This is a genomic window from Bradyrhizobium sp. CW1 (genome assembly GCF_023100665.1).
Classification (GTDB): domain Bacteria; phylum Pseudomonadota; class Alphaproteobacteria; order Rhizobiales; family Xanthobacteraceae; genus Bradyrhizobium; species Bradyrhizobium canariense_D.
In genome coordinates this window covers 2,727,528-2,749,790 of sequence record NZ_CP064684.1, presented here as the reverse complement: position 1 = coordinate 2,749,790, position 22,263 = coordinate 2,727,528, and the positions used below count along the sequence as shown (strand labels likewise).

The window sequence follows — 22,263 nt, the reverse complement described above, 5'->3', positions numbered from 1 at the left end:
AGCCACACCATTGCTCACACAGCTAAGGCAACTCTCGTTAGAAGCGTTTCATACTATGCGCCCTACGTGTAATTTCAATGGCGCTTGACAGGTTATATCTCGTCTGACTGGCTCGCCCGTCGAGGGCTGTACCGAAGCGAGCCCCACGACGTTGTGTCCCTAACGTGAATGAGATATGCCAGCCGTCCAATGGGTCTTCCTGTCGATAACACGGAGCACGAGGCTGAGGGCGGGATCCGCTTGCGCGACGAAAATCGCGTCGCGACCGCGCTGATCCTCTGTCATCTCGCCGTCGGATGCATCTCGCTGGTCTGCGTAGCGCTTGACTATCCCGAGTACCATGTTTTCTTCCGCAAGGAAATGCTGCCCACCGCGGTCGCCGCGATAGCTGCGTTCGCGATTCTGGCAGTCATGTTCGCGCGCGCCCATTTCAGCTTTGGCTATTTCGCTGGCTACTACCTTTTCCTCATGATCGGCGGCTATCTCTGGCTGAACAGCTTTTCCCAGTTCGGCTACAACCATCGCCTGAGTGGTCTGTCAGCCGCGACTGCCGCAGCCGCCTTCCTGCTGCCCGCGCTCTATCAACCGACAGTGCCGCGGTTGTTGACGCTGTCGCCGCAGGCCTTCGAGCGGCTTCTGGCCCTGATCCTGCCGTTCGGCGCCGCCGTCGTGGCGATCGGCGCCTGCTACAACTTTCGCCTGGTCTCGCTCGAGGAGATCTACACCTATCGCGACAAACTGAGCGCGCCGACATTCGTGAACTACCTGGTCGGCATCACGTCGACTTCCCTGCTGCCTTTTGGCTTCGCCTGCTACGCGCTTCGCGGAAATTTTTGGCGGGCGGGCGCCGTCCTCGTCCTACTGTTGTTGTTCTATCCCGTCACATTAAGCAAACAGGCCTTCTTCGCGCCGACTTGGCTCCTCCTGATGCTGGCGATGACGAGGTATCTGGACCTGCGGCTCACCGTCGTCCTGTCGGTGCTGGTGCCGGCCGCGACAGGGCTAATCCTGTTTGCCCTGTTCAAGTACGGCCTGTTTCCGGAGCGGTTTGCGAGGCCCTTTTTCCAGCTCGTGAACCTCCGCATGATGGCAGTCCCGTCGCTTGCGATGGATTACTACAACGAATTCTTCTTCGCCCACGCTGTGACCTATTTCTGCCAGATCAACTTTCTGAAGCCGCTGGTGCCCTGCGGATATGAGGACCAGCTCGCGGTCGTCATCTACAAATTCTTCGGCATCGGCGGCAACATGAACGCGTCCCTGTTCGCCACCGAAGGCGTCGCATCGGTCGGCCCGTTGCTCGCTCCGATTCCGGCTTTTGTCTGCGGCGTCGTCATCGCCATTGCGAACGGCATGGCCGTCGGCGTCGCCCAACGCACCATTCTCATATCCGGAGCGCTATTGCCGCAGATGCTGCTGAACGTTCCCTTCACAACGGCGATGCTGACATATGGCGCCGCGGTCTTGTTTCTCCTGTGGTATGTGATGCCGCGCGACGCCGCCGAGAGGAAGGGCTGAAACGGCGCGTCCTCATCCGCGGTCGACGGCCCGACGGATCATACCCGCAAAGTCAGACGCAAAGGCGGCGACGCGGACCTCGTGCTGCGGGATCAGATCGCGAACAACAAACTCATTACTCTCCTGCGAAACACGCATGAGGTGGTGTGCAAGGACGGCAGGGTCCTCTGTGCCGAAGAAGAGCGCTGCACCTTCGGCTTGCTCTCGGTGTACGTCGAGATCGGATAATATCATCGGGACGCCGAACGACTTGGCCTCTTCGACGGTCGTGCTCCAGCCTTCGAATCGTGATGGATTGATCAGAGCGACAGAAGCCCGCAACAAAGCAAACACATGCCGCAGCGGGATCGTCCCGAGGTGACGAAACTGCGCTTCAAGGCCGCGGCTTCGCACCTGCGCCATGACTCGATCGAAATAGCCCGGCTCGCGCGAATCTTTGATGCTGCCAGACGCGCATACGACAACACGCGGTCCCGCTTCCGCCAGGATCGCCAGCGCATCGACGACGATCTGGTGGTTCTTATGTCGATAGAACTGGTTGGGCAGGTAGAAATATTTGGAAGGTAACTGATACTGCGCGATGACGTCGATCGGATTGGTGCGCAGAAGGGGGAGCGGCGGCTGTGACGCAAAGCGCACCAGGGCAATCTCGTTGGCAGCTCCGGCGTAATACTCCCTAAAGTCGCCCAGCGCGCTCTTGCTGGATAGCATGATGGTTCGGCCCGATCCGATTTGCATGCGGAAGCCAATTTCGCGACGCCATCGCGCGGCGGCGGAAAAGAGCTCGGGCAGCTTGCGGTGCTGCAGATCCGGAAACCAGGCCACCGCCGGGAGGGACAGGCGCCAGCCAAAGAAGCGGGCAGATTCGAAAACGACATCGATCCCATGCCTGCTGAATTCGTCGGCGGCGTTCCGATCGATACCGATTGTGAGCGCTGCGAGCAGGCCCAGCCGGCCATCGAAAGCCGCCGACCTCACAACCTGAACGTTCGGTATATCGGCGAGCGTCTCCACTTCCTCGCGCTCTGCGCAGGTGCCTGCAAACAGAACGGGAGCGACTTCACCAGGACAATACCGGTTCAATGCGGCGAACAGATTGGCCTGATAGTTATAGCCCCCTGCCCATTGCGCTCGGGAGATATGAGTGAAGGCTACCCGCAGCGGCCCATGCCCCGTCATCTCGCCTGCTCCCTGAACCAGGAGACGTAGTCGGCCAGGCCGTGATCGAGTGGAATACGCCAGTCGAAACCAATCTCGTGCAGACGCCCCGGGTTCGCAAGTAGGCTGGTCGGATCGCCCGGGCGCGCAACGCCGCTGTAATCGACCGAAGTGCTGCCTCCCCAATGCCTCACAAGGCTGGCGGCAATCGCAGCCACGCTCGTGCCCAGGCCGGAGCCGCCGTTGATAATGTGCACGGCCCGTTGCTGCGAAAACTCCCCTGCCCGCGCCAGCAATCGGGCGACGTCGCGCACATCGGTCCAATCCCGGATTTCGGCCCCCGTTCCTCCGAGGGTCAGCGCGGGTTCGCCATCCTTGAGCCGCGAACAAATGTCCCAAAGCAACTGCTTCCGAAGATTCGGTCCATAGACCGAGAACAGCCGCACAATGACGCAGCCGAGCCCGTAGCTCCGCGCGTAGCTTCTGCACATCTGCTCCATCATTAGCTTGTGCTCGCCATACGGTGACATTGGCGTCAGCGGCGCGTCCTCCGGTATCGGCCCCGCCTGACCGATCCCATAGACCGCAGCACTCGAGGCGACCACCAGCAAGCAATTCGGCGCAAAACTGCGAAGCCATTCGAGCAGCCGCGCCGTGCTCGTCACGGTCCGCGAAAAATCCTCGAACGGGCGCGCGATCGACAGCCCGACCGACGATCCGCCAGCCAGATGGAAGACTTGCGACGGCAGCCCGTGCAAGGCTGCGAGCGCGTTCAGATTGGCCGCGTCAACTTCGCCGTTGATCCACGTCTGCAAACCGAGTGCCCGGACCTGGGCCGGATCGAGCGCACCGTGACCGACGCCATGGACCGCATGCCCGGCGCCCGCCAACTCACGAACGAGATGACGTCCGATAAATCCGTTCGCACCGGTAACCCAATTGGACATGTCCTAGACCTTGTGACAGACGAACGAATAGAGCCGGCCGGGCCGGTGGTCAAAACGCTCGGCAAACGAGAGCAGGGACGCGAAGACATGCTGCGAAGCAAAGGCGGCCCGCCACAGCGGACCGACGGGAATCTTCCGCGTCAGTTCTTCAACGACCGCGTATCGCAGCGTCGGCATGGTATAGGGGAACAGATTGATCGCGCTCTGCAGCGGAGCCAGTGTCTCGACAGTGGCGAAGCCGGCCGACTTCAGCGCGCCGGTATAACGGTCGAGCAAGTAAGCATGCTCGCCCCCGTAGAGGTGATGCAGCGGGTGCTGATCCAGGAATGCCTGAAGATCGCCTTCCTTGCTGATCACGTGCTCACGCGCCGCGATCAGCATACCGCCAGGGCGAAGCACGCGAAACATCTCGCGGCAGGCACCATCAAGGTCGCGCGTATGATGGAGCACCGCGCGCGCGAAGACGTGATCGAAAGTGTTGTCGGCGAACGGCAGGCGCTCGGAAAACTCCTCGACCACTTGGATGGGCAGCTGCGTGCTCGCCGCAAGAGCCCGGATTGCCGCAGCTCCAACGATAGCGCTGCCATCGGGCTCGAGTGCCGTCACCTCGAATCCGCTGCGGGCCAGCGCGTAGCTGGCAATGCCGCGACCAGCGCCTACATCGAGTGCCGAGCCGGAGCGCCCGGCCAAGAGCGCCGTAACCGCTTGCCATTCGGAGCTCTGAAAATAGCGCTCGGCGGCCGCGGTTAGCGGATCATCGTAGAAGGCGTCGCGCACGAGCTGACCCTGATCCGGCTGATTGCGCAGCCAGACCACGGCATCCTCCCACGTCGTGAACTTGCCGTCACCGCTCATCGGACCGGAGCTCCCTGACCAGCACCGCTGGATTTCCCGCCACGATTGAGTAGGCCGGTACGTCCTTGGTTACGACCGCGCCGGCCGCCACCACGGCCCCCTGCCCGACCGTCACGCCCCGTAGCACCATGGCTCCCGCGCCAATCCAGGCATCATCGCGGATTCGGACCGGGCTTTCGTCAAGCGAGAGTTCGCGGGGATGACCGCTTGTGAATATCTGCCGGACCTGCGCGTGCCGGGCGGCCGCCCCTATAGGATGGGTCAGACTGTCGAAGACATTTGCCGAATGGGAGATCAGGACCCGGTCTCCGATCTCGATAGAGCCCGCCGACCAAATCCGCGTCCCCTCCCCGACATAGCACCATTCGCCGATCTTGATCTCGCCGCCATGGGCGAAGGTCATGAGTTCGCCCAGGATCCGGCTCTGTGGGCCGACGACGATCCTGTCGGAGTCGCCGCGGATGTTCCTGATCCTCGCGCCGGCTCCGAGCGCTGCCCCGTCATTGAGACGGCAAGTCGCCCGGCCAATCATGCGCTGGATCAGGTAGTCGGTATTGCGGCCGGTGAGCCGCTGGATCAGGAAGTTGAGGTTCATGCAATCAACTGAAATCGCGTCGTCCTGGACGCTAGCACGGTTAAATCCGCCCGACGAGGTCGCCGAACTGCTTCCATTGCACGTCCTTGCTGTAGATCTCACGGATGCGAGCCCGACCACGCGCAGCGATCTCCGCCGATCTGGGCCAGTCTTGCAGACGGCGTGAAATGACCTCGACGGCCTGTTCCGGGGTACCGTAAGTCTCGAGGGTCACGCCCTCCTCCATACCGGCCGGATAGCTACCGGCGTCGGAAACGAGCAGTGCGCGGCATCCCATAGCCTCGAAGCAGCGCATGTTGCCGCGATCCTGGCCGGCCATGTCAATCGCGCCATTGAGGACGATCTTGGATCGTCCGATCAACTCGTAGAGCTCTCTCCCAAACACCGGGGGTTTGGCGATCCCCGCAACTGTCCTCGGGCGTCGATGTTTCTGGAGCGGCAGGAAGTAGCCGATCGAGCTCTCCGCGAGCCTTGTCAGCCGCGACGCATCGAGACAATAGACGATGTTGCGGCTTCCGGCGAGGGCAGCAACCTTCTCGAGCGTTCTTGCACGCGCCGAATGATGCCGCGAGTAGCCGCCTACAAACAGAACGTCAATGGGGCGCTCCTCCTGCACGTACTCGCTCATTGCAGGATCAATCGCGGGAGAAAACCATTCCGCCCGGCACCCGTTGTTGCGCCACGACTGCAGAATTGACGAGAAATTTCCAAGCACCGCTCCATAGGCGGTCAGGTCTGCGTTTCCCGACGGTGCCGCGCGCCAACATAGTGCTTTCCTCACGCAGCCTGGCAGCCTGCGAACGAAGGAACTTGGATATGCGACCGGATCCAGATTGTAGAGCACTTCGGTTCTGTGGTGCTCGATTTGTGCAAGGAAGATGTCTTCCGGCGCAGCTCCCAGGCGAACGCCATGTTCGCGTGCCCAGCGGCGTTGTAGACGGCTATCGTTAGCACAGGTCAGAAAGGCATCCGCGTCACCGTCGAGCACGGGTTTCAGAAGGTGAAGTGCGCCGAAACGGTCGTCCAGAAATACGCGCCGCCGCTCCGCGAAGGTTTGCGTGCTGGCCGCGAGCTGGTTCAACCGCGGCAGATAGGACGGATATAGGGCGCTATTCTGGAACAGACGCATCGTTTACGCGTACCTCGCCAACATCCATTTCATGTTCAGATACGGCCAGATCCGCCCGGTGGACTCCCAATCCCAGGACTTCGACGCCGTCAAACGGCTGACCGCCGCGCGCAGACTCGCTTCATCCACCATTTCCACAAACGCCGGCACATTCTTGTCCAGCAGGTCGGCCGTCCAGCCGGCCAGCGGTCCGTTCAACCATTCCGGCATCGGCGAGTTGAAGCCGACCTTGCGGCGCGCGGTGCGAATGGATTCCGGCATCAAATTGGCCATCGCCCGCCGTGCAACAGCCTTGGTATAGCCGTCTGACGATTTGCTGCTTTCAGGAAGCGCCATCGTATAGGTCACCAGGCGCCAGTCCATGAAGGGCATGCGGACTTCGACGCCGTGCGCCATCGAAAGGCGGTCGAAGTTGCGCAGGATGGTGGGCAGCACCGTGCTGTGAAACATCCGATAGAGGCGCTTGTTCAAGCCACCCCATTCACGCGGCAGCACATCGTCCTCCGCTGTCAGTGGGAGCCGGGCGGGAAGATCGCGGAGGCCGCCGCGCAGAAAATACATGCCCTTCCGCTTGAGGGCCAACGCGCGCAGGACATCCACGCAGCGTCGGGCCCGTTTCGAACGCGAAGCGAGGTCTTCAGCCGCGTTCCGTATTCGGAATGCGCGCGCTTGCCCTTCCTGCAAATAGGCGCCCATCAGCTCGTCCGCCCCGTGACCGTCGAGTGACACCGTTACGCTGTTTCGCGTCAATTGCCGATAGAGCAACCATACGGCGCTAGGCAACGCGATATAGACGTCGTCGAGATCGTCGAGAATCTGATCGATATCCGTCAGCGCATTGGCCTGTCCGATTTCAAGAAAAGTAGGCGCGACATTGGCCCAGACGGCGGCCTCCTCAGCCATCGGCCTCTCGTCGTTCAAGGCGCCGGGAAACGTCGCAACAAAGGCGTGACGCCATGCCGTGCTGTCGCGCGGTCCCATGCCTTCTTTCTCATGCGCCGCCATGGCGCAAATCACCGCCGATGAATCGAAACCGCCGGACAGGCATGTTCCGATCGGCACATCGCTGCGCATGCGCAGGGCCACGGCATCCTGGAACAACTCGCGAAAGCGCGCGACACGCTCGGCTTCGGTGGCAGGCACGGGCGGCAGATGATCCACGGTCCGCCACCAACGCTTGACACTGACCTTGCCCTGGCGAAGCCACATGCAGTGGCCGGCCTGCAGGCGGCGAACCTGGCGAAACAGGGTCCGCTCGCTTCCTTCGATCCCGAAAGCATCGAGCAGCAGCCGGCGTGCAACCTCCACGTCGACGGAAGCATCGATCAGTCCGCTCCGCACCAGCGCCCGCTGCTCGGAGGCGAAGATGAATCGTTCCGGCGACGCGGCATAGAGCAGCGGCTTGATGCCGAAGCGGTCGCGCGCAAGAAACAGTTCGCGGGTGCTGGTGTCGAAGATCGCCAAGGCCCACATGCCGTTGAAGCGGAGCAGCATGTCTTCCCGCCACGCCTGCCAGGCGGCCAGGATCACTTCGGTATCGGATTGGCTGCGGAACACCGCGCCTTGCGCCTCGAGCTCGCGGCGAAGCTCGAGGAAGTTGTAGATCTCGCCATTGAACACGATCACATGGCGGCCGTCCGCAGACAGCATGGGCTGATAGCCGCCCTGGCCGGGATCGATGATCGCCAGGCGACGGTGCCCGAATGCGAGGCTTCGGTCCGCGCTGAACCAGGTCCCCTCGCCAAACGGACCGCGATGCGCGAGCCGGCGAGTCACGCCTTCGATATCGCCAGGTACGAGGGCGCTGCCTCGGAGGTTCAGGATGCCGGCAATTCCGCACATGGACTACACTGCCCCAAACGGCGCGAAGCGGGTGACAATGGCGCGGAGATCCCGTCGGCAGAGGGCGCGATAGGGACCGAGCTGCGACGCGACAACCGCAACGACAAGGATAGCCCCGGCCGAAAGTAACGCAGCGGCTCCGACGGACCACCAAGCCGCAGCAAGATCGAGGTTGGTGCTGTCGAGGCCATAGCGCAGCAGCAGCGCCGTCGCGATCCCGACGCCGAGCGGCATCAACACGAAATGAAACACGCGCGCCCCCATGCCGGCGAGGCTCGAACTGCGCCTGAGCAGGAAGACGGTCACGGCCATCTGCGCGATCATTCCAACGCAGGCGCTCCAGCCAGCCGCCCGCCACCCGAAGATCTGCAACGCGATTGTGCTGGTGGCAAGCGTGAACATACCAGTGACAAGAGAGATCAACGCCGTGTCGCGGGATCGTCCCTGCGCGAGCAGGTAGAACGCGAATACGTTTGCGCTCGATCCCAAGATCCCCGCGACGGACAGCACCACCAGCACTTGTTGAGCCTCGGCCGCGACCTCGGCACCGGTCCAGAGATGAAGCAGTGGCCCAGCCACCGGAATTAGTCCACCCAGCGCGCTGGCAGCGAGCAAGTTGAGGATCCATGACGAGCGAAGCAGCAGATCGACCTTGCGGTCTTCCGTCTCCTGGTGCAGTGAGCTGAAGAACGGAAACAGGGTTTCGCCGATCTTCAGAATCCCAATGTACATCGCCTCCTCTAACCGCTGTGCAACAGTATAGAAGCCGACGAATTGCGGCTGCAGCAATGCACCGATGAGATACCGGTCGGCCTGCGTTGCGAACAGCGCACCGCCCTGTGCGACCAACTGCCAGCCGCCCGGACGCACCAGCCTGCGCAAGGCGTCACGATGGAACGCCGGCCGTGCCAGCCACTCTCCCAGAGCGTGGCGCGACCACCAAAAGGTCACGAACAGGCTGACCGCAAAACCAAAAGCTTGACAGCCGAGAAACGTAGAGGCCCGCGGCGCGGATGGGATCAGGATCAGCATGGCCGCGGTTGCGCAGACCGTGCTGACGATGCTGATGGAGGCGATCCGCTTGTAATCCTGGCGCGCTGTGAACAAGGTGAGTAATACAGCAGACACGCACTGGCACAGCCAGCCACAGCCCGCCAACATAAAGGCAAGCCCGAGATCATCTGCGACCGCCCCGCTGAGACGGAAAGCGAGACGCGCGAGCGGCGCGCCGGCTAGGCAGAAGAAAACCGCGATTGCGCCGCCCACGCTGAGCGCTAGCGCCACGGCAGTTGCAAACAATCGCTGAGCGTCTTCACGATCGCAGGGCGCCAGTCGACGCGCCAGCTCCCGCGCCGTCGACAACGCCAGGGAACTGCTGAACACGAGGGCCGGCGCGATCGAAGCTGTGACGAGCCCCGCAACACCAAACGAACCCGGCCCGAGGCGAAAGAGCGCAAACGGCAGGACGGCTAGATTCAGGCCAACTGCCACGACAAACGCCGCTGCGTTCCAAGCCGAGTTTCCGAGCAGATCAGACGAACCTTTTCTCACGCCATTTCAACCATTTCAAATGCCATGCCCGATCGGCTATCGAATCCAGACAAGAAAGCAGCGGTTCCCCGGCTGCGGGATTAGGCCGGAACGCGCGTCTTAAGATGGTTGGACAGCTTAGGCAATGCCATCGGGTGCTGCTTTGCCCGGCGCACTGGCCAGTTCGCCAGCACCTGAGACCGGTAAGGCAGTCGCCGCTCCGCCCAGATCCTTGGCATCCGCGGCATTTGCGTCAAGGCGACAGCCCGTTCCGTGATGACTTCAAGCCGACGCGTCGGGGTAGCGTATATCGACGACCAGCAAAGTCATCCGTGACCGGCCCAAGGCTCAATTGCTAAGCAAACGAGATGCCATGTGCCTAAGAAGCTTCCTGTCTTCCACAACCTTGGCTGCGCGAGAAGACGTGTAAGTTATCAAGATGAGGACGAGTGTCGCCGTACTCAACGACACCATCCAATTGAAGTTGTGGAGAAGCAGATGCAAGAGACTGAAGGCCAGAAGGAAGAGGGGATAGTGGATCACGTAAAGGGTATAGGAAAAACTGGCCAGCCGGGTAGCCGGGCGTGCGAATTCGTGCCGGGAAATCGATACGCGGCGGACGACGCCCGACAGTACGAGCGTAGCCAGCATTGAATTCACGACCATAATTTTCTGAGCCGATGACGAGTCAAAGGGCAGAAGAATATCGCTCCAAAGGTGTCCGTTTCCGATCACGAAAAGGGCGATCAACAAGATACCTGCAAGTGCGACGACGACGGGGAAAAAGTACTTCGTATGGAGCCAGTGACCTACATACGCAATTGCGAGGCAAAATCCGCCGAGCCATATGAGCAAGAACCAAAGAAAGAGGCTATTCCGCCCGTAAATCAGCATCCCGAGCAAAAGCGCTATCGGGACTACGCGAGAAAAAGACAAGCCGTTCCAAAGCCGAGCGATCAAGAAAGTCGAGACGTAGAACCACCACTCATAGCTCAATGTCCATAGTGGCCCATCCATGTTGATCGGCGGCGGAACAGATGGTACCGCTCCATATAATAGAAGAAGGGTACTGGGCAGCGCAGTCCATTCCACTTGGATGCGCTCTCTCACGAGGAGAAGTTCGCCGCCCAAGCGAAAGCTCTCTGATCCGTGCAGGCCAAGGCCTGAGATCACGAAGTAGACCAGCAGTGTGACGGCAACCGCGAGAAGTAGAGGAGGATAAATTCTTATCACCCGGGCCTTCGCGAATTCGGCGGAACGGAAAGAGCCGTCCAAATTTCGATGACGTAGCGTGCTGATGCAAATCATGAAGCCGCTGACAACAAAGAAGGTATTAACCGCGTACGTAGCGATCAGGCTAGTCAGAACATGACTCGGTGTGCCGGCTCCAAAATAGGGAAGGACAAATATTTGGAAGCCATGGACATACGCAACAATCAAAGCGCTAAGTCCGCGAAGCCAGTCCATCAGTTGAGAGGTCCTAAGATCGACCTCGATGTCACCCTTCTTGGCCACCCAATAGTCCATTAACTGCGCGTAAAAAGGCAAGGACTTATCTACCCAAGTACTGGCCGTATGAGCGAAAAAAGTGTTTTCGAATTGCGGTCGCCCGTTCGCAATCCCGATCGCAACATAAACAAGATCAAAGAGGTTAATGAAATATCAGGTAGCCCGATTGGGCCGCAATAGTCCAGTCGTGAGAAGCTTCTGCGCCGAGCTCGAGCACAGTCGTCTCCGGCACAATGTTCAGATGAGGACTAGCCAATTTATTCGCACTTTCTTTCAATAGGTTGGCAAAAACGCTGGCCCCAGAGATGGAGCTGGCGGCCCCTGACGCCTCTTCCGGCCATACTGCTGCGTAAACATCGAGGTGACCAGAAGAGCCGGCTGGAGAGGTCGGGACCCCAATCGAGCCGTCCCCATTCAGATCCTGGTGAAAGCTGGGTTCGAGTGATTCCAACACCGAGCTCGAGCCCGAGACGACCACGCCGCCGGTGCCATTAGAAACGACAGTGCCGTTCGAGTCGGTATTCCAAACCGTATATTGGTCGCTGCCAGGCACATGCAGCGCAACCTCGTACCCACTCCCCGTCTGTTCCGCGCCGATGAAGGTCCAGTTGCCATATTGGCCCGCAGTGACCACCGAGCCGCTATATTTAAGCGTTGGCCCCGTCCCGCCGGATGCAGGATTAAAGTAGAAGTTGCCGCCCAATTGGACAAGGCTCGTCGATCCAAATGACTCAATCACAGTAGATGTTGCAGAAGGTGGAAGCCCAATCAGGCCATCCCCATTCAGATCCTGGTGAAAGCTGGGTTCGAGCGATTCCAACACCGAGCTCGAACCCGAGACGACCACGCCGCCGGTGCCGTTAGAAACGACAGTGCCGTTCGAGTCGGTATTCCAAACCGTATATTGATCGCTGCCAGGCACATGCAGCGCAACCTCGTACCCACTGCCCGTCTGTTCCGCGCCGATGAAGGTCCAATTGCCGTATTGGCCCGCAGTGACCACCGAGCCGCTATATTTAAGCGTTGGCCCTGTCCCGCCGGATGCAGGATTGAAGTAGAAGTTGGCGCCCAATTGGACAAGGCTCGTCGATCCAAATGACTCAATCACAGTAGATGTTGCAGAAGGTGGAAGCCCAATCACACCGTCCCCATTCAGATCCTGGTAAAAGCTGGGTTCCAACAGTTCCAGCACCGAGCTCGAGCCCGAGACGACCACGCCGCCGGTGCCGTTAGAAACGACAGTGCCATTCGAGTCGGTATTCCAAACCGTATATTGATCGCTGCCAGGCACATGCAGCGCAACCTCGTACCCACTGGCTGTCTTTTCCACCCCGATGTAGGTCCAGCTACCGTACTGGCCGACGACGACGACCGAACCGTTGTATTTGAGTGTCGGCCCGGTCCCGCCTGCGATAGGGTTGAAATAGTAATTGCCGCCCGCCTGTACGAGACTTGTCGACCCCAACGACTCGATCACCGATACTGTAAGCTGGTCTACCAGCGTGCCGTTCGAGACCGTGCCATCAGCAAACTGGAAAATCTCTACTCCCGCCACCGTATCGGTGCCGTCGGGCGAGCCGGAGCGCTGATCCACTAGTGTGAAGGTCTGCGTCGCAGAATTGTACGATATCGTGTAATTGGTTCGGTCGCCCAAATACACCGCCGTATCCGTGCCCGACCCGCCGGTGATGGTGTCGTTGCCGCCGCCGCCGGTCAGCGTATCGTTACCGGAACCGCCGGTCAGTGCGTTGGCGATGGCATTGCCGATGATCGTGTCGTTGCCGGAGCCGCCGATGGCGTTGTCGATGTAGGAACGCGCGTCGTTGTTGTAGAGATAGGCATTGTAGACGTTGCCCGACGCGTAATGGCCGTTGCCGAGATTGGCGAGTTGAACCGACGAGAACAGCGACGACGCACCTGGATTAAGGTTGATGCTCAAGTTCGTCGTGTAGTTTGACAGGTCGTAGGTATCGACGCCGCCACCATCCCAGATCGTCTCGAAGATGCGATTGGCCGAGCCACCGACACCGCCATTGTCGGCCGGCTGGCCAGCGCCGTTGATGAACTCTTGCCCGGTGGTCGGGCTCCATGTATAGACGGTGGTCCCGCCCTGGGTGGTGTAGTTCGCGCCGTACATCGTCTGCAGCGCGAGAATATCGTTGGCCATATAGGTCTGTGGATACCCATAGGCTTCGTTGGTGTAGCCGCTCGTCGTCGAAGCACCGACATAGCTGCGATAGCTCATGACGGTGTATTCGCTGTCGTCATGCGCGCTCGGCACCGCGACGTTGGCGGGGCCCCCGGTTTCCTGACTGTGCTTGAGGCCAAAGGCGTGTCCGAGCTCGTGCAGCGCGGTCGTAAAAAAGTAGTTGCCGAGCCTCGCCTGGGTGTAGTCGTAACCAGTCCCGAACCAGACGTCACCGCCGGCTGCATAGTTGCCGGGGTAATAGGCGTAAGATGTCGGATTGGCCGCCGGTGACTGCGCGACCATGATGTCGGCGCCGTTCGTCCCGGCGTATTGGATGCTAGCGTTGGTGTAGCCGAGGATCAGTCCAACTGCGTAATTGATGGCAGTCTGCATCTGACTCGGCGCCGAGGCAAAGCCCGACTTCGTCGGCTCCCCGCTGCCGCCGCTATAGGAACTGGCGTAGTCGCTTGCAGCGTCCGGAAAGCTGTAGGTGATCGTGCCGGACCATTTGTAGCCCGACAGCAGGCCGTCGATTTCGGCGTTGTTGGTCGCACTGACATTGACGTCGGTAGCCAAGGGAAATCTCCGAAGCAGCAAACCCCGTTCGATTCGGGGCGCGACAGGTGATTCTAGCTTGAGGAGTAAACGTTTGGTTTAATTTTGACGAACCGATCCAGACTCCTTCCATAAGGCCGTGTTAGCCATCAGGTCCCGTAGTCATACGGGCCAGACCAAGGGATGTCGGTTCCAGCGACTACTTCTTGCGAGTGAAATCATGAATCCACGTTCCCTCTCCGCCGGTCTGTTCGGCGCCCTGATGGCGCTCGCCGGGCCGAGCCATCTTTCGTTCGGAGGACTGCCTGTCATGGTCGGAAAAGCCAATGCGGATGAGAGCAGCAAACGAGGCGGCACAGGGGGGGGCGCGCCCTCCGTTCCAATGGCCCGCGACCCCTCGGCTGCGGTCGCGGAGGAGTACGAATCCGCCCGTCGCAAGGGAACGCGGGAGGCGTTCGAGCTGTTCATTGCGCGCCACGGCGATGACCCGCTGGCCGAGCAGGCGCGCGCCGAGCTGAAACAGCTGGCGCGCTGATCCTTCGCGGGCGCCCCGCAGGCATTGGATTTCGACAGGCGGCATCCGCGCGGCCCTGACCTGCCGCGTGATGTCTTGCTGCATGGTCTTTCAGCACTATGGTAGGCCCGCAATCTGTCCCGGAGCCCATCAAGATGCCCTTTCCGCATGCCTCGGAAGCCCTGTCACGCTTTACCGTGCTCGATCTGACCCGCGTCCGGTCCGGGCCCACCTGCGTGCGGCAGCTCGCGGACTGGGGCGCCAACGTGATCAAGATCGACGCGCTCACCGAGGATGCCGGCGGCGAGCAGCCGGGCGGGCCGCGGCGGGGCTCCGACTTCCAGAACTTGCATCGCAACAAGCGGGCGATGACGCTGAACCTGAAGGAGGAGCGCGGGCTCGCCGTGTTCAAGCGCCTCGCCGCCAAGGCCGATGTCGTGGTGGAGAATTTCCGCCCCGACGTGAAGAAGAAGCTCGGCATCGATTATGAGGGCCTCGCCAAGATCAATCCGCGCCTCGTCTACGGCAGCATCTCGGGCTTCGGCCAGGACGGGCCCTACCACAAGCGGCCGGGCTTCGATCAGATCGCGCAAGGCATGGGCGGGCTGATGTCGATCACCGGCGCGCCGGGCGAAGGCCCGATGCGGGTCGGCATTCCGGTCGCCGACCTCACCGCCGGTCTGTTCTGTGCCATCGGCATCCTCACCGCGCTGCTGGAGCGCGAGGTTTCGGGCAAGGGTCAGTGGGTGCAGACCTCGCTGCTGCAGGCCCAGATCTTCATGCTCGACTTCCAGGCCGCACGCTGGCTGATGGAGAAGGAAGTGGCAAAGCAGGCCGGCAACAACCACCCGACCAGCATTCCGACCGGCGTGTTCAAGACCTCGGACGGCTACATCAACATCGCCACCACGGGCGGCCGGATCTGGGAGCGCTGCGCGCAGGCGATCGGCGCGCCGGAACTCTACAGCCATCCCGACTATTTGACCGCGCCGGCCCGCTCCAAGAACCGCGACGCGCTCAATGCCGAGATCGAAAAGCGTACCTTGACGAAGTCCACCGAGACCTGGGTCGGTGAACTCAACGAGGCCGGCGTGCCCTGCGGGCCGATCTACGCCATCGACCAGATGTTCGAAGACGAGCAGGTCAAGCATCTCGGCATTGCGCAGGAGGTGCCGAATGAGGAGGGTCGCAACATCCGTCTGGTCGGCCAGCCCGTGACGCTGTCGCGCACGCCGAGCAGGATGGTGGCGCGGCCGCCGGAATTCGGCGAGCAGACCGACGAAGTGCTGAAGGAGTTCGGCTTCGGCGCGGACGAGATCGCCAAGCTCAGGGACGCCAAAGTGGTGTGAGTGCCTCGTTAGAGGTTGGCCGGCGACTCGCGGAGCAATGAACAGGCAACCCGGGTCGAATAACCAGGCCGGAAACGACAAAGCCCGGCGTGAGCCGGGCTTTGCTTCTTGTTGACGCCTCTGTTGTTCTTAGTACCGGGCCACCACCGGGCCACCGAACTGGTAGTTGATGCCGGCGCGCAGGATGTGGTCGGTGAAGCGCGACGAGACGTTGGTACTGATCGCGGAGAGCGGTGCCAGCGTGAACGGACCGGAGCCGAAGCGTCTGAGGTCCATGTAGAGATATTCGAGCTTGGCGCTCCAGTTCTGGGTGAGCTTGCCTTCGACGCCCACGCCAGCGGTCCAGCCGGCACGCGTCGTCGAGTTCGAGCCGACCGAGCCGACCGCCACACCCGCGGGCGTGAAGCCGGACATCGTGCCGGTGGTCTTGATCTCTCCGAAGGCCAGACCACCGGTGCCGTAGAACAGCACCTTCGGCGTCGCCAAGATGCCGACGCGGCCGCGGACCGTACCGAACCACTGAAGATGTTGGTCGATCGTCAGCGAGGTGCCGGCAGCGGCGCCGGCGGGAAGGAAGGTAAGGCCCGGAAGACAGGCTCCTCCTGCAGGTCCGGTGGGGGCGCAATTGAAACCGGCGCTGCCCTTTTCACCGGACCATTGTAGGTCTCCCTCGATACCGTAGACCCAATTGGCGCTCTGCCAGTTGTAGCCAGCCTGGCCACCGGCGATGCCACCGTTCATGTCGAACGACGCATTGGTGATGGAGCCGACCGGCGGCGCGATCGCAGCACCGGTTGCCGAGTTGAAGTAGGAGACGTCGGTGCGCGAGCGGCCCCAGCTGTAGCCGCCACTGGCGCCGACGTAGAATCCGGTCCAGCTCCAGACCGGATCGACCATGACCGGCGCCTTGACGTAGGGCCTTGCGGCCAGATCGGCCGCCAATGCGCCGGTCGCGAACAGCGACATCGCCGCCGCCATTCCAATCACAATCCGCTTCGTGGCAATTCCTCCGCCCCAATTTGATGATGAAAATATACGCGGAGGAGCGCCCAACGGCTGTGCCGCGCCAGCAACAACCGGAAACAATCGGGGCGTGCAACGCCCAAGCCAAGAGCGACATCACCGCTATGTATCTGAATCCAGGGGATATTCTACCTAGCTGGGCGCCTGCTTGGACCGCTGCGTCAATCCGACACGGGCAAGCAAGCCGTCGATCACAGGCCAAAACAGCAGCACGATCGCCAAGGTTGTGATCGAGCCCACCAGGCCGTTCGACCAGAACACCTTGAGGTCGCCGCCGGCGCCGATCATCGACAGACGGAAGGCATCCTCGGCGCGGTTGCCGAGCACGAGCGCCAGCGTGAACGGTGCGAGCGGAATGCCGATCTTCTTGAAGACGTAGCCGACGACGCCAAAGCCCAGCATCAGCCAGATATCGAACATCGCGTTCTGGATCGCATAAGCGCCGATCGCGCAGGACACCACGATCATCGGCGCCACCGCGGCGAACGGCACGCGCAGGATCGAGGCGAAGATCGGCACCGTCGTCAGCACCAGCACAAGGCCGACGACATTGCCGAGATACATCGAGGCGATCAGGCCCCAGACGAAATCCTTGTGCTCGACGAACAGCAGCGGTCCCGGATTGAGCCCCCACACCATCAACCCGCCGAGCAGGATGGCGGCGGTGCCGGAGCCGGGAATGCCGAGCGCCAGCATCGGCAGCAGCGCCGCGGTGCCGGAGGCATGCGCCGCCGTCTCGGGCGCGAACACGCCCTCGATGCGGCCCTTGCCGAAGCTCTCGGGATCCTTGGAGAAACGCTTAGCGAGATTGTAGCCCATGAAAGAGGCAGCGATCGCGCCGCCCGGGGTGATGCCGAGCCAGCAGCCGATGAAGGATGAGCGCAGCAGCGTCACCCAGTATTTCGGCAGATCCTTCCACACACTCAGCACGACGCGCAACGAAATGCTCGCCGCGTGTCCGCGCAGCGCCAGGCGCTCCTCCATCGTCAGCAGGATCTCGCTAATGCCGAACAGGCCGATGACGGCGACGAGGAAGTTGATGCCGCGCAAAAGCTCGGACGAGCCGAAGGTCATGCGCAGATTGCCTGACACCGTGTCCATGCCGATGCCGGCGAGCAACAGCCCCAGCGACATCGAGATGACGGTCTTGTGCTTGGCCTCGCGCCCTAGCCCGACGAAAGAGCAAAAGGTCAGCAGATACACCGCGAAGAACTCGGGCGGGCCGAACTTCAAGGCAAAGGACGAGATCATCGGGGCGAGGAAGGTGATCAGGAGCACCGCGACCAGTGAGCCGATGAAAGAGGACGTGAACGCAGCCGTCAGCGCCTCCGCCGCCCTGCCCTGCTGCGCCATCGGATAGCCGTCGAAAGTGGTCGCGACCGACCAGGCCTCGCCCGGGATGTTGAACAGGATCGAGGTGATCGCGCCGCCGAACAGCGCGCCCCAATAGATGCAGGACAGCATCACGATCGCCGAGGTCGGGTCCATCGTGAAGGTGAGCGGCAACAGGATCGCGACGCCGTTGGGTCCGCCGAGTCCGGGCAAAACGCCGACGAAGATGCCGAGCACCAGCCCGACCATCATCAGCACGAGCGTCTTCCACGTCAGCAGGACCGCAAAGCCGTGAAGCAACAGACCGAAAGCTTCCATGGCGGGCCCGCCTAGTAGCCGAAGGCCGCTTCAAGCGGCCCTTTCGGCATGATGACGTCGAAGGCGATGTCGAAGGTAACGAACATGATCGCCGTGAATACGACAGCGGTGAGTAGCGACTTCCACAGCGCGATCTTGCCGACGAGACGCATGAAGCTGGCGATCAGCAGGAAGCTCGCGACATAGAGGCCGAGAAATTGCGTCGCCAGGCAGAACAGCAGCGTCGGCACGAACACCGCCATGACGCGGCGGGCCTGCGCGCGCGTGACGAAGGTTTCGGGTGCCGCGCGGTGCGCAATCAGCGCCACGATCAGGCCGTAGAGGCTGGCACCACCGAGAATGAGGGAGAGGTAGAATGGAAAATAGCCGGGCTCCGGCCCGGTCGAATCCCAGGAGGCGCCGGTGCGCCAATTGTCGTAGCCGAGCGTGGCGGCCAGCGCGAGCAGCAGGAGACAGACGAGTACCTCGATCGTGCCGGAGGAGACGACGGAAGGCGAGTCGTCTTCGGGCGCGGTCGGATCGTCGACGACGATTTCAAGATCGGTTTGGGGCATGAGCCGTTGGGGATGGAGTAAGTTCAATTCCCCCCTCTCCCCGCTTGTGGGGAGAGGGTTGGGGTGAGGGGGAGTGTCCGCGATGACGGTGAGGATTGGACTCGCGGAGAGAGCCGTCGCCCCAACCCTCCCGCGCGAGCGAAGCTCGTCGCGCCCCGCAAGAACGGGGCGAGCGAGAAGAGGCCGCTACTTCGCGACGAATCCGGCTTCCGTCATCAGCGACTTGTTGACTGCATCGTCCTCCTCGAGGAATTGCACCATGTCCTTGCCGGTGAGGAAGATCGGCTTCAGCGCCTGCTTTTCCATGTAGTCCTTGTATTCCGCGGTCTGCGTCACCTTGTGGAAGAGCTCGACATAGAACGCCTGCTGTTCCGCCGTGACCTTGCCGGGCAGGAACATCGCGCGCAGCATCAGATACTGCACATCGACACCCTCCTCCTTGCAGGTCGGGATGTCGGCCCAGGACTGCGTCTCCGTCACCTTACTGGTGTAGGAGATTCGCTCCTTGTCGAACACGCAAAGCGGACGCACCTGGCCCGCGCGCCAGACTTCGAGATTTTCGGATGGATTGTTGACGTTGGATTCGGTGTGGTTGCCGACGAGCTGGGTCGCGGCCTCGCCGCCGGATTTGTAGGGCAGATAGGAGAATTTCGCACCGGTCTTCTGCTCGAGGAACACGGTCAGCACATGATCCTCACGCTTGGAGCCGGTGCCGCCCATCTTGAACGGTGCGCTCGCCGCCTTCGCGGCGGCGACGAACTCCTTCACCGTCTTGGGACCCGCGCTGTTGTCCCACAGCACGAACTGGTCGAGTGCGATCACCGAAACCGGGGTCAGCTCACGCCAGTTGAACGGGATCTTTGCCGACAGCGGCAGCATGTAGATCAGCGAATAGGCGATCAGCACCTTGTTGGGGTCGCCCTCGCTGGATTTCATGTACATCAGCGCTTCGGCGCCGGAAGCCCCGCCCTTGAGCGAGACCACAATCGGCTGCTTCATCAGACTGTTCTTCTGGATCGCGGCCTGCATCATCCGCGCCATCTGGTCGGAGGCGCCGCCCGCGCCAGCCGCGACCACGATCTCGACCGGTTTGGTCGGCTCCCATCCCGCAAAGGCCGGCGTGCTCAACGATAGCGCCGCTGCGACGCCACCAGCTTGCATTAGAATTCGCACGAGTTTCGTCCCCTGGATTATTAGCTTTGCTTCTCCACGCATTGTGCGGACTAATGCGAGCGAGTTCAAGCACGCGGGTATCCCGGTGCCTATGACTTTCGGCTGACGAAGCCAAGCCGCAGATGCGCTACTTGCCCTTCCAGTTCGGTGTGCGCTTGTTGAGGAAGGCGTCCATTCCCTCGCGGAAATCTTCGCTCATATAGGCCTTGAGGATCAGATCCTCGCCTTCTTCGCGCGACAGCGTGCGGCGGATACGGCGCACTGCCTCCTTGGTGGCTTCAAGCGTCAGCGGGGCGTGGCTCGCCACGAGCCTGGCGGTCTCGTCGGCGCGGCGCTGCAGCGTCTCGACGTCGGGAACGATCTCGTTGAGGAGGCCGAGGGCCAGTGCTTCCGGTGCCTCGACGAGGCGCGCCTTGAAGATCAGATCCTTGGTGCGGGCGGGGCCGACCAGCGAGACGACGCGGCTGATGTTCGACATCGACAGGCAGTTGCCGAGCGTGCGCGCGATCGGAAACCCGATGCGCGTCCTTTCAGTCCCGATGCGGAGGTCGCAGCAGGCCGCAATTCCGGCGCCGCCGCCGGTGCAGGCCCCCGCGATCGCGGCGATCACGGGAACGCGGCACTGCTCCAGCGTGCCGAGCACGCGGTCGATCCTCGCTTCATAGTCGAGCGCATCCTGCGCGGTTTTGAACGCACGGAATTGAGAAATGTCGGTGCCGGAGGCAAACGCCTTGTCACCGGCGCCGGTCAGAATCAGCGTCTTGATCGAGCGGTCGGCGTTGATCTCCTGGCAGATCTCCGCCATGCGCTCGTACATGGCGAAGGTCAGTGCGTTGCGCGCCTGCGGGCGGTTGAAGGTAATCCGCGCGATGCCGTCCGTGACGGAGTAGAGCAGGTCTTCGTTGGCGGTCGTCGGTGCGTTCATCGCGCGCTCTCTTTTCTCGAGTTGGCTCAGGCAACCTGAGCCTTCAGGCAACCTGAGCCTTGGACATCGGCACCGCGTCGCGTCCCTTCAGGACGTCCATGGCCGCCAACACCCCGCCGCTCCTGTGCGGGATCTTTGCAAGATCGAGGCCCATCTCGACGCCGGCGAGCGTGCCCATCAGCATCAGATCGTTGAAATGACCGATATGGCCGATGCGGAACACCTTGCCCTTGACCTTGTTCAGGCCGGTGCCGAGCGACATGTCGAAGTTTTCCAGCACCACCTTGCGGAAGGCGTCGGCATCGTGGCCATCAGGCACGCGCACGCCGGTCAGCGCCGGCGAATGCGCGGCAGGATCGGCGCACTGCGTCTCCAGGCCCCAGACCTTGATCGCGGCACGGGTCGCCGCACTGTGGCGCTTGTGGCGGGTCCAGACGTTCTCGAGCCCCTCCTCTTCCAGCATCTTGATCGCCTCGCGCACGCCGTAGAGCAAATTGGTGGCCGGCGTATAGGGGAAGGTGCCGAGCTTGTTGAAGCCGATGACCTCCTGCCAGTCCCAATAGGAGCGCATGCCGGGGTTGGCCTTGGCCACCGCGAGCGCCTTCTCCGAGACGGCGTTGAAGCCCAGGCCCGGCGGCAGCATCAGGCCTTTCTGGGAGCCCGCGACAGAGACGTCGATGCCCCAGGCATCGTGCTCGTACTCGATCGAGCCGAGGCCGGAGATGGTGTCGACCATCAGCAGCGCCGGATGCTTGACGCGGTCGAGCAGCTTGCGCACCTCCAGCGGCGGCGTCACGCAGCCGGTCGAGGTCTCGTTGTGGACGACGCAGACCGCCTTGATGGTGTGCTGCTTGTCGGCCACAAGGCGCTTCTCGATCTCGGCGAGATCGGCGCCATGGCGCCAGTCGCCCGGGATGAAGTCGACGTCGAGCTTGAACTTGTCGGCGATACCGCGCCACAGCACGGCGAACTGACCGGTCTCGCACATCAACACCTTGTCGCCGGGCGCCAGCACATTGACCATCGCAGCTTCCCAGGCGCCGGTGCCGGACGAGGGGAAGATGATCACGGGCTGCTTGGTGCGGAACACCCGCTGCATGCCGGCGAGGACGGCGAAACCGAGCTCGGCGAACTCCGGACCGCGATGGTCCAGCGTAGGCATATCCATCGCCCGCAGCACCCGGTCGGGCACGTTGGTCGGTCCTGGAATCTGGAGAAAATGCCTTCCAGTATGCACGGTCATCGGCGT

The 22,263-nt window shown here is 61.8% G+C and carries 18 protein-coding genes; 3 read left to right on the top strand and 15 right to left on the bottom strand.

Going from position 1 to position 22,263, the window contains the following annotated elements; translation table 11 throughout:
- The first annotated feature begins 240 nt into the window (after positions 1-240).
- Positions 241-1,518: a hypothetical protein gene (locus IVB54_RS13320; RefSeq protein WP_247777281.1), complete on the top strand. Its 1,278-nt coding sequence runs from the start codon at positions 241-243 to the stop codon at positions 1,516-1,518.
- A gap of 12 nt (positions 1,519-1,530) precedes the next feature.
- Here the strand turns inward: IVB54_RS13320 and IVB54_RS13315 are convergent, their stop codons facing one another.
- The 9 genes from IVB54_RS13315 to IVB54_RS13275 form a co-directional block, all read right to left on the bottom strand.
- Positions 1,531-2,697, bottom strand: a complete 1,167-nt coding sequence (locus IVB54_RS13315) for a glycosyltransferase family 1 protein (protein WP_247777280.1) — start codon at positions 2,695-2,697, stop codon at positions 1,531-1,533.
- On the bottom strand, positions 2,694-3,623 hold the full coding sequence (locus IVB54_RS13310) for an SDR family oxidoreductase (RefSeq protein ID WP_247777279.1): 930 nt from the start codon (positions 3,621-3,623) through the stop codon (positions 2,694-2,696). The genes IVB54_RS13315 and IVB54_RS13310 overlap by 4 nt, the downstream gene beginning before the upstream one ends.
- Before the next feature lie 3 nt (positions 3,624-3,626).
- Positions 3,627-4,439: a class I SAM-dependent methyltransferase gene (locus IVB54_RS13305; protein WP_346658853.1), complete on the bottom strand. Its 813-nt coding sequence runs from the start codon at positions 4,437-4,439 to the stop codon at positions 3,627-3,629.
- Positions 4,440-4,467: 28 nt separating this feature from the next.
- Entirely contained in the window at positions 4,468-5,073 is a 606-nt protein-coding gene (locus tag IVB54_RS13300) for an acyltransferase (protein ID WP_247777277.1), read from the bottom strand.
- A 40-nt stretch (positions 5,074-5,113) separates the two neighbouring features.
- Positions 5,114-6,202: a glycosyltransferase gene (locus IVB54_RS13295; RefSeq protein ID WP_247777276.1), complete on the bottom strand. Its 1,089-nt coding sequence runs from the start codon at positions 6,200-6,202 to the stop codon at positions 5,114-5,116.
- A 3-nt stretch (positions 6,203-6,205) separates the two neighbouring features.
- Positions 6,206-8,044 carry an asparagine synthase (glutamine-hydrolyzing) gene (gene asnB, locus IVB54_RS13290; RefSeq protein ID WP_247455210.1) on the bottom strand — a complete coding sequence of 613 codons (1,839 nt, stop codon included), beginning with the start codon at positions 8,042-8,044 and terminating at the stop codon, positions 6,206-6,208.
- A gap of 3 nt (positions 8,045-8,047) precedes the next feature.
- A complete protein-coding gene (locus IVB54_RS13285) occupies positions 8,048-9,595 on the bottom strand; it encodes an oligosaccharide flippase family protein (RefSeq protein WP_247455211.1) in 1,548 nt (515 codons plus the stop codon).
- 327 nt (positions 9,596-9,922) lie between these two features.
- Positions 9,923-11,089: an acyltransferase gene (locus tag IVB54_RS13280; RefSeq protein WP_247455213.1), complete on the bottom strand. Its 1,167-nt coding sequence runs from the start codon at positions 11,087-11,089 to the stop codon at positions 9,923-9,925.
- Positions 11,090-11,225: 136 nt separating this feature from the next.
- Positions 11,226-13,847 carry a M10 family metallopeptidase C-terminal domain-containing protein gene (locus tag IVB54_RS13275; protein WP_247777274.1) on the bottom strand — a complete coding sequence of 874 codons (2,622 nt, stop codon included), beginning with the start codon at positions 13,845-13,847 and terminating at the stop codon, positions 11,226-11,228.
- Positions 13,848-14,046: 199 nt separating this feature from the next.
- Between IVB54_RS13275 and IVB54_RS13270 the strand changes: the two genes are divergently transcribed.
- Both IVB54_RS13270 and IVB54_RS13265 read left to right on the top strand, forming a co-directional pair.
- The gene (locus tag IVB54_RS13270) at positions 14,047-14,361 is read left to right on the top strand and encodes a hypothetical protein (protein ID WP_247455216.1); all 315 of its coding nucleotides are present in this window, start codon (positions 14,047-14,049) and stop codon (positions 14,359-14,361) included.
- A gap of 134 nt (positions 14,362-14,495) precedes the next feature.
- Positions 14,496-15,689 carry a CoA transferase gene (locus IVB54_RS13265; protein ID WP_247455217.1) on the top strand — a complete coding sequence of 398 codons (1,194 nt, stop codon included), beginning with the start codon at positions 14,496-14,498 and terminating at the stop codon, positions 15,687-15,689.
- A gap of 129 nt (positions 15,690-15,818) precedes the next feature.
- On the opposite strand, the gene IVB54_RS13260 is transcribed toward IVB54_RS13265, so the two are convergent.
- The 6 genes from IVB54_RS13260 to IVB54_RS13235 all read right to left on the bottom strand — a co-directional run bounded on the left by IVB54_RS13260 (position 15,819) and on the right by IVB54_RS13235 (position 22,257).
- Positions 15,819-16,667 (bottom strand): outer membrane beta-barrel protein, encoded by an 849-nt coding sequence (locus IVB54_RS13260; RefSeq protein WP_247455219.1) that lies wholly within the window; start codon positions 16,665-16,667, stop codon positions 15,819-15,821.
- Positions 16,668-16,844: 177 nt separating this feature from the next.
- Complete coding sequence (locus IVB54_RS13255; protein ID WP_247455221.1) at positions 16,845-18,362, bottom strand: tripartite tricarboxylate transporter permease; 1,518 nt, start codon at positions 18,360-18,362, stop codon at positions 16,845-16,847.
- Positions 18,363-18,373: 11 nt separating this feature from the next.
- The gene (locus IVB54_RS13250) at positions 18,374-18,916 is read right to left on the bottom strand and encodes a tripartite tricarboxylate transporter TctB family protein (protein WP_247455222.1); all 543 of its coding nucleotides are present in this window, start codon (positions 18,914-18,916) and stop codon (positions 18,374-18,376) included.
- A 186-nt stretch (positions 18,917-19,102) separates the two neighbouring features.
- On the bottom strand, positions 19,103-20,077 hold the full coding sequence (locus tag IVB54_RS13245) for a tripartite tricarboxylate transporter substrate-binding protein (protein WP_247384946.1): 975 nt from the start codon (positions 20,075-20,077) through the stop codon (positions 19,103-19,105).
- Positions 20,078-20,216: 139 nt separating this feature from the next.
- A complete protein-coding gene (locus IVB54_RS13240) occupies positions 20,217-21,014 on the bottom strand; it encodes an enoyl-CoA hydratase/isomerase family protein (RefSeq protein ID WP_247777273.1) in 798 nt (265 codons plus the stop codon).
- 43 nt (positions 21,015-21,057) lie between these two features.
- Positions 21,058-22,257, bottom strand: a complete 1,200-nt coding sequence (locus tag IVB54_RS13235; RefSeq protein WP_247455225.1) for an aminotransferase class V-fold PLP-dependent enzyme — start codon at positions 22,255-22,257, stop codon at positions 21,058-21,060.
- Positions 22,258-22,263: the final 6 nt, after the last annotated feature.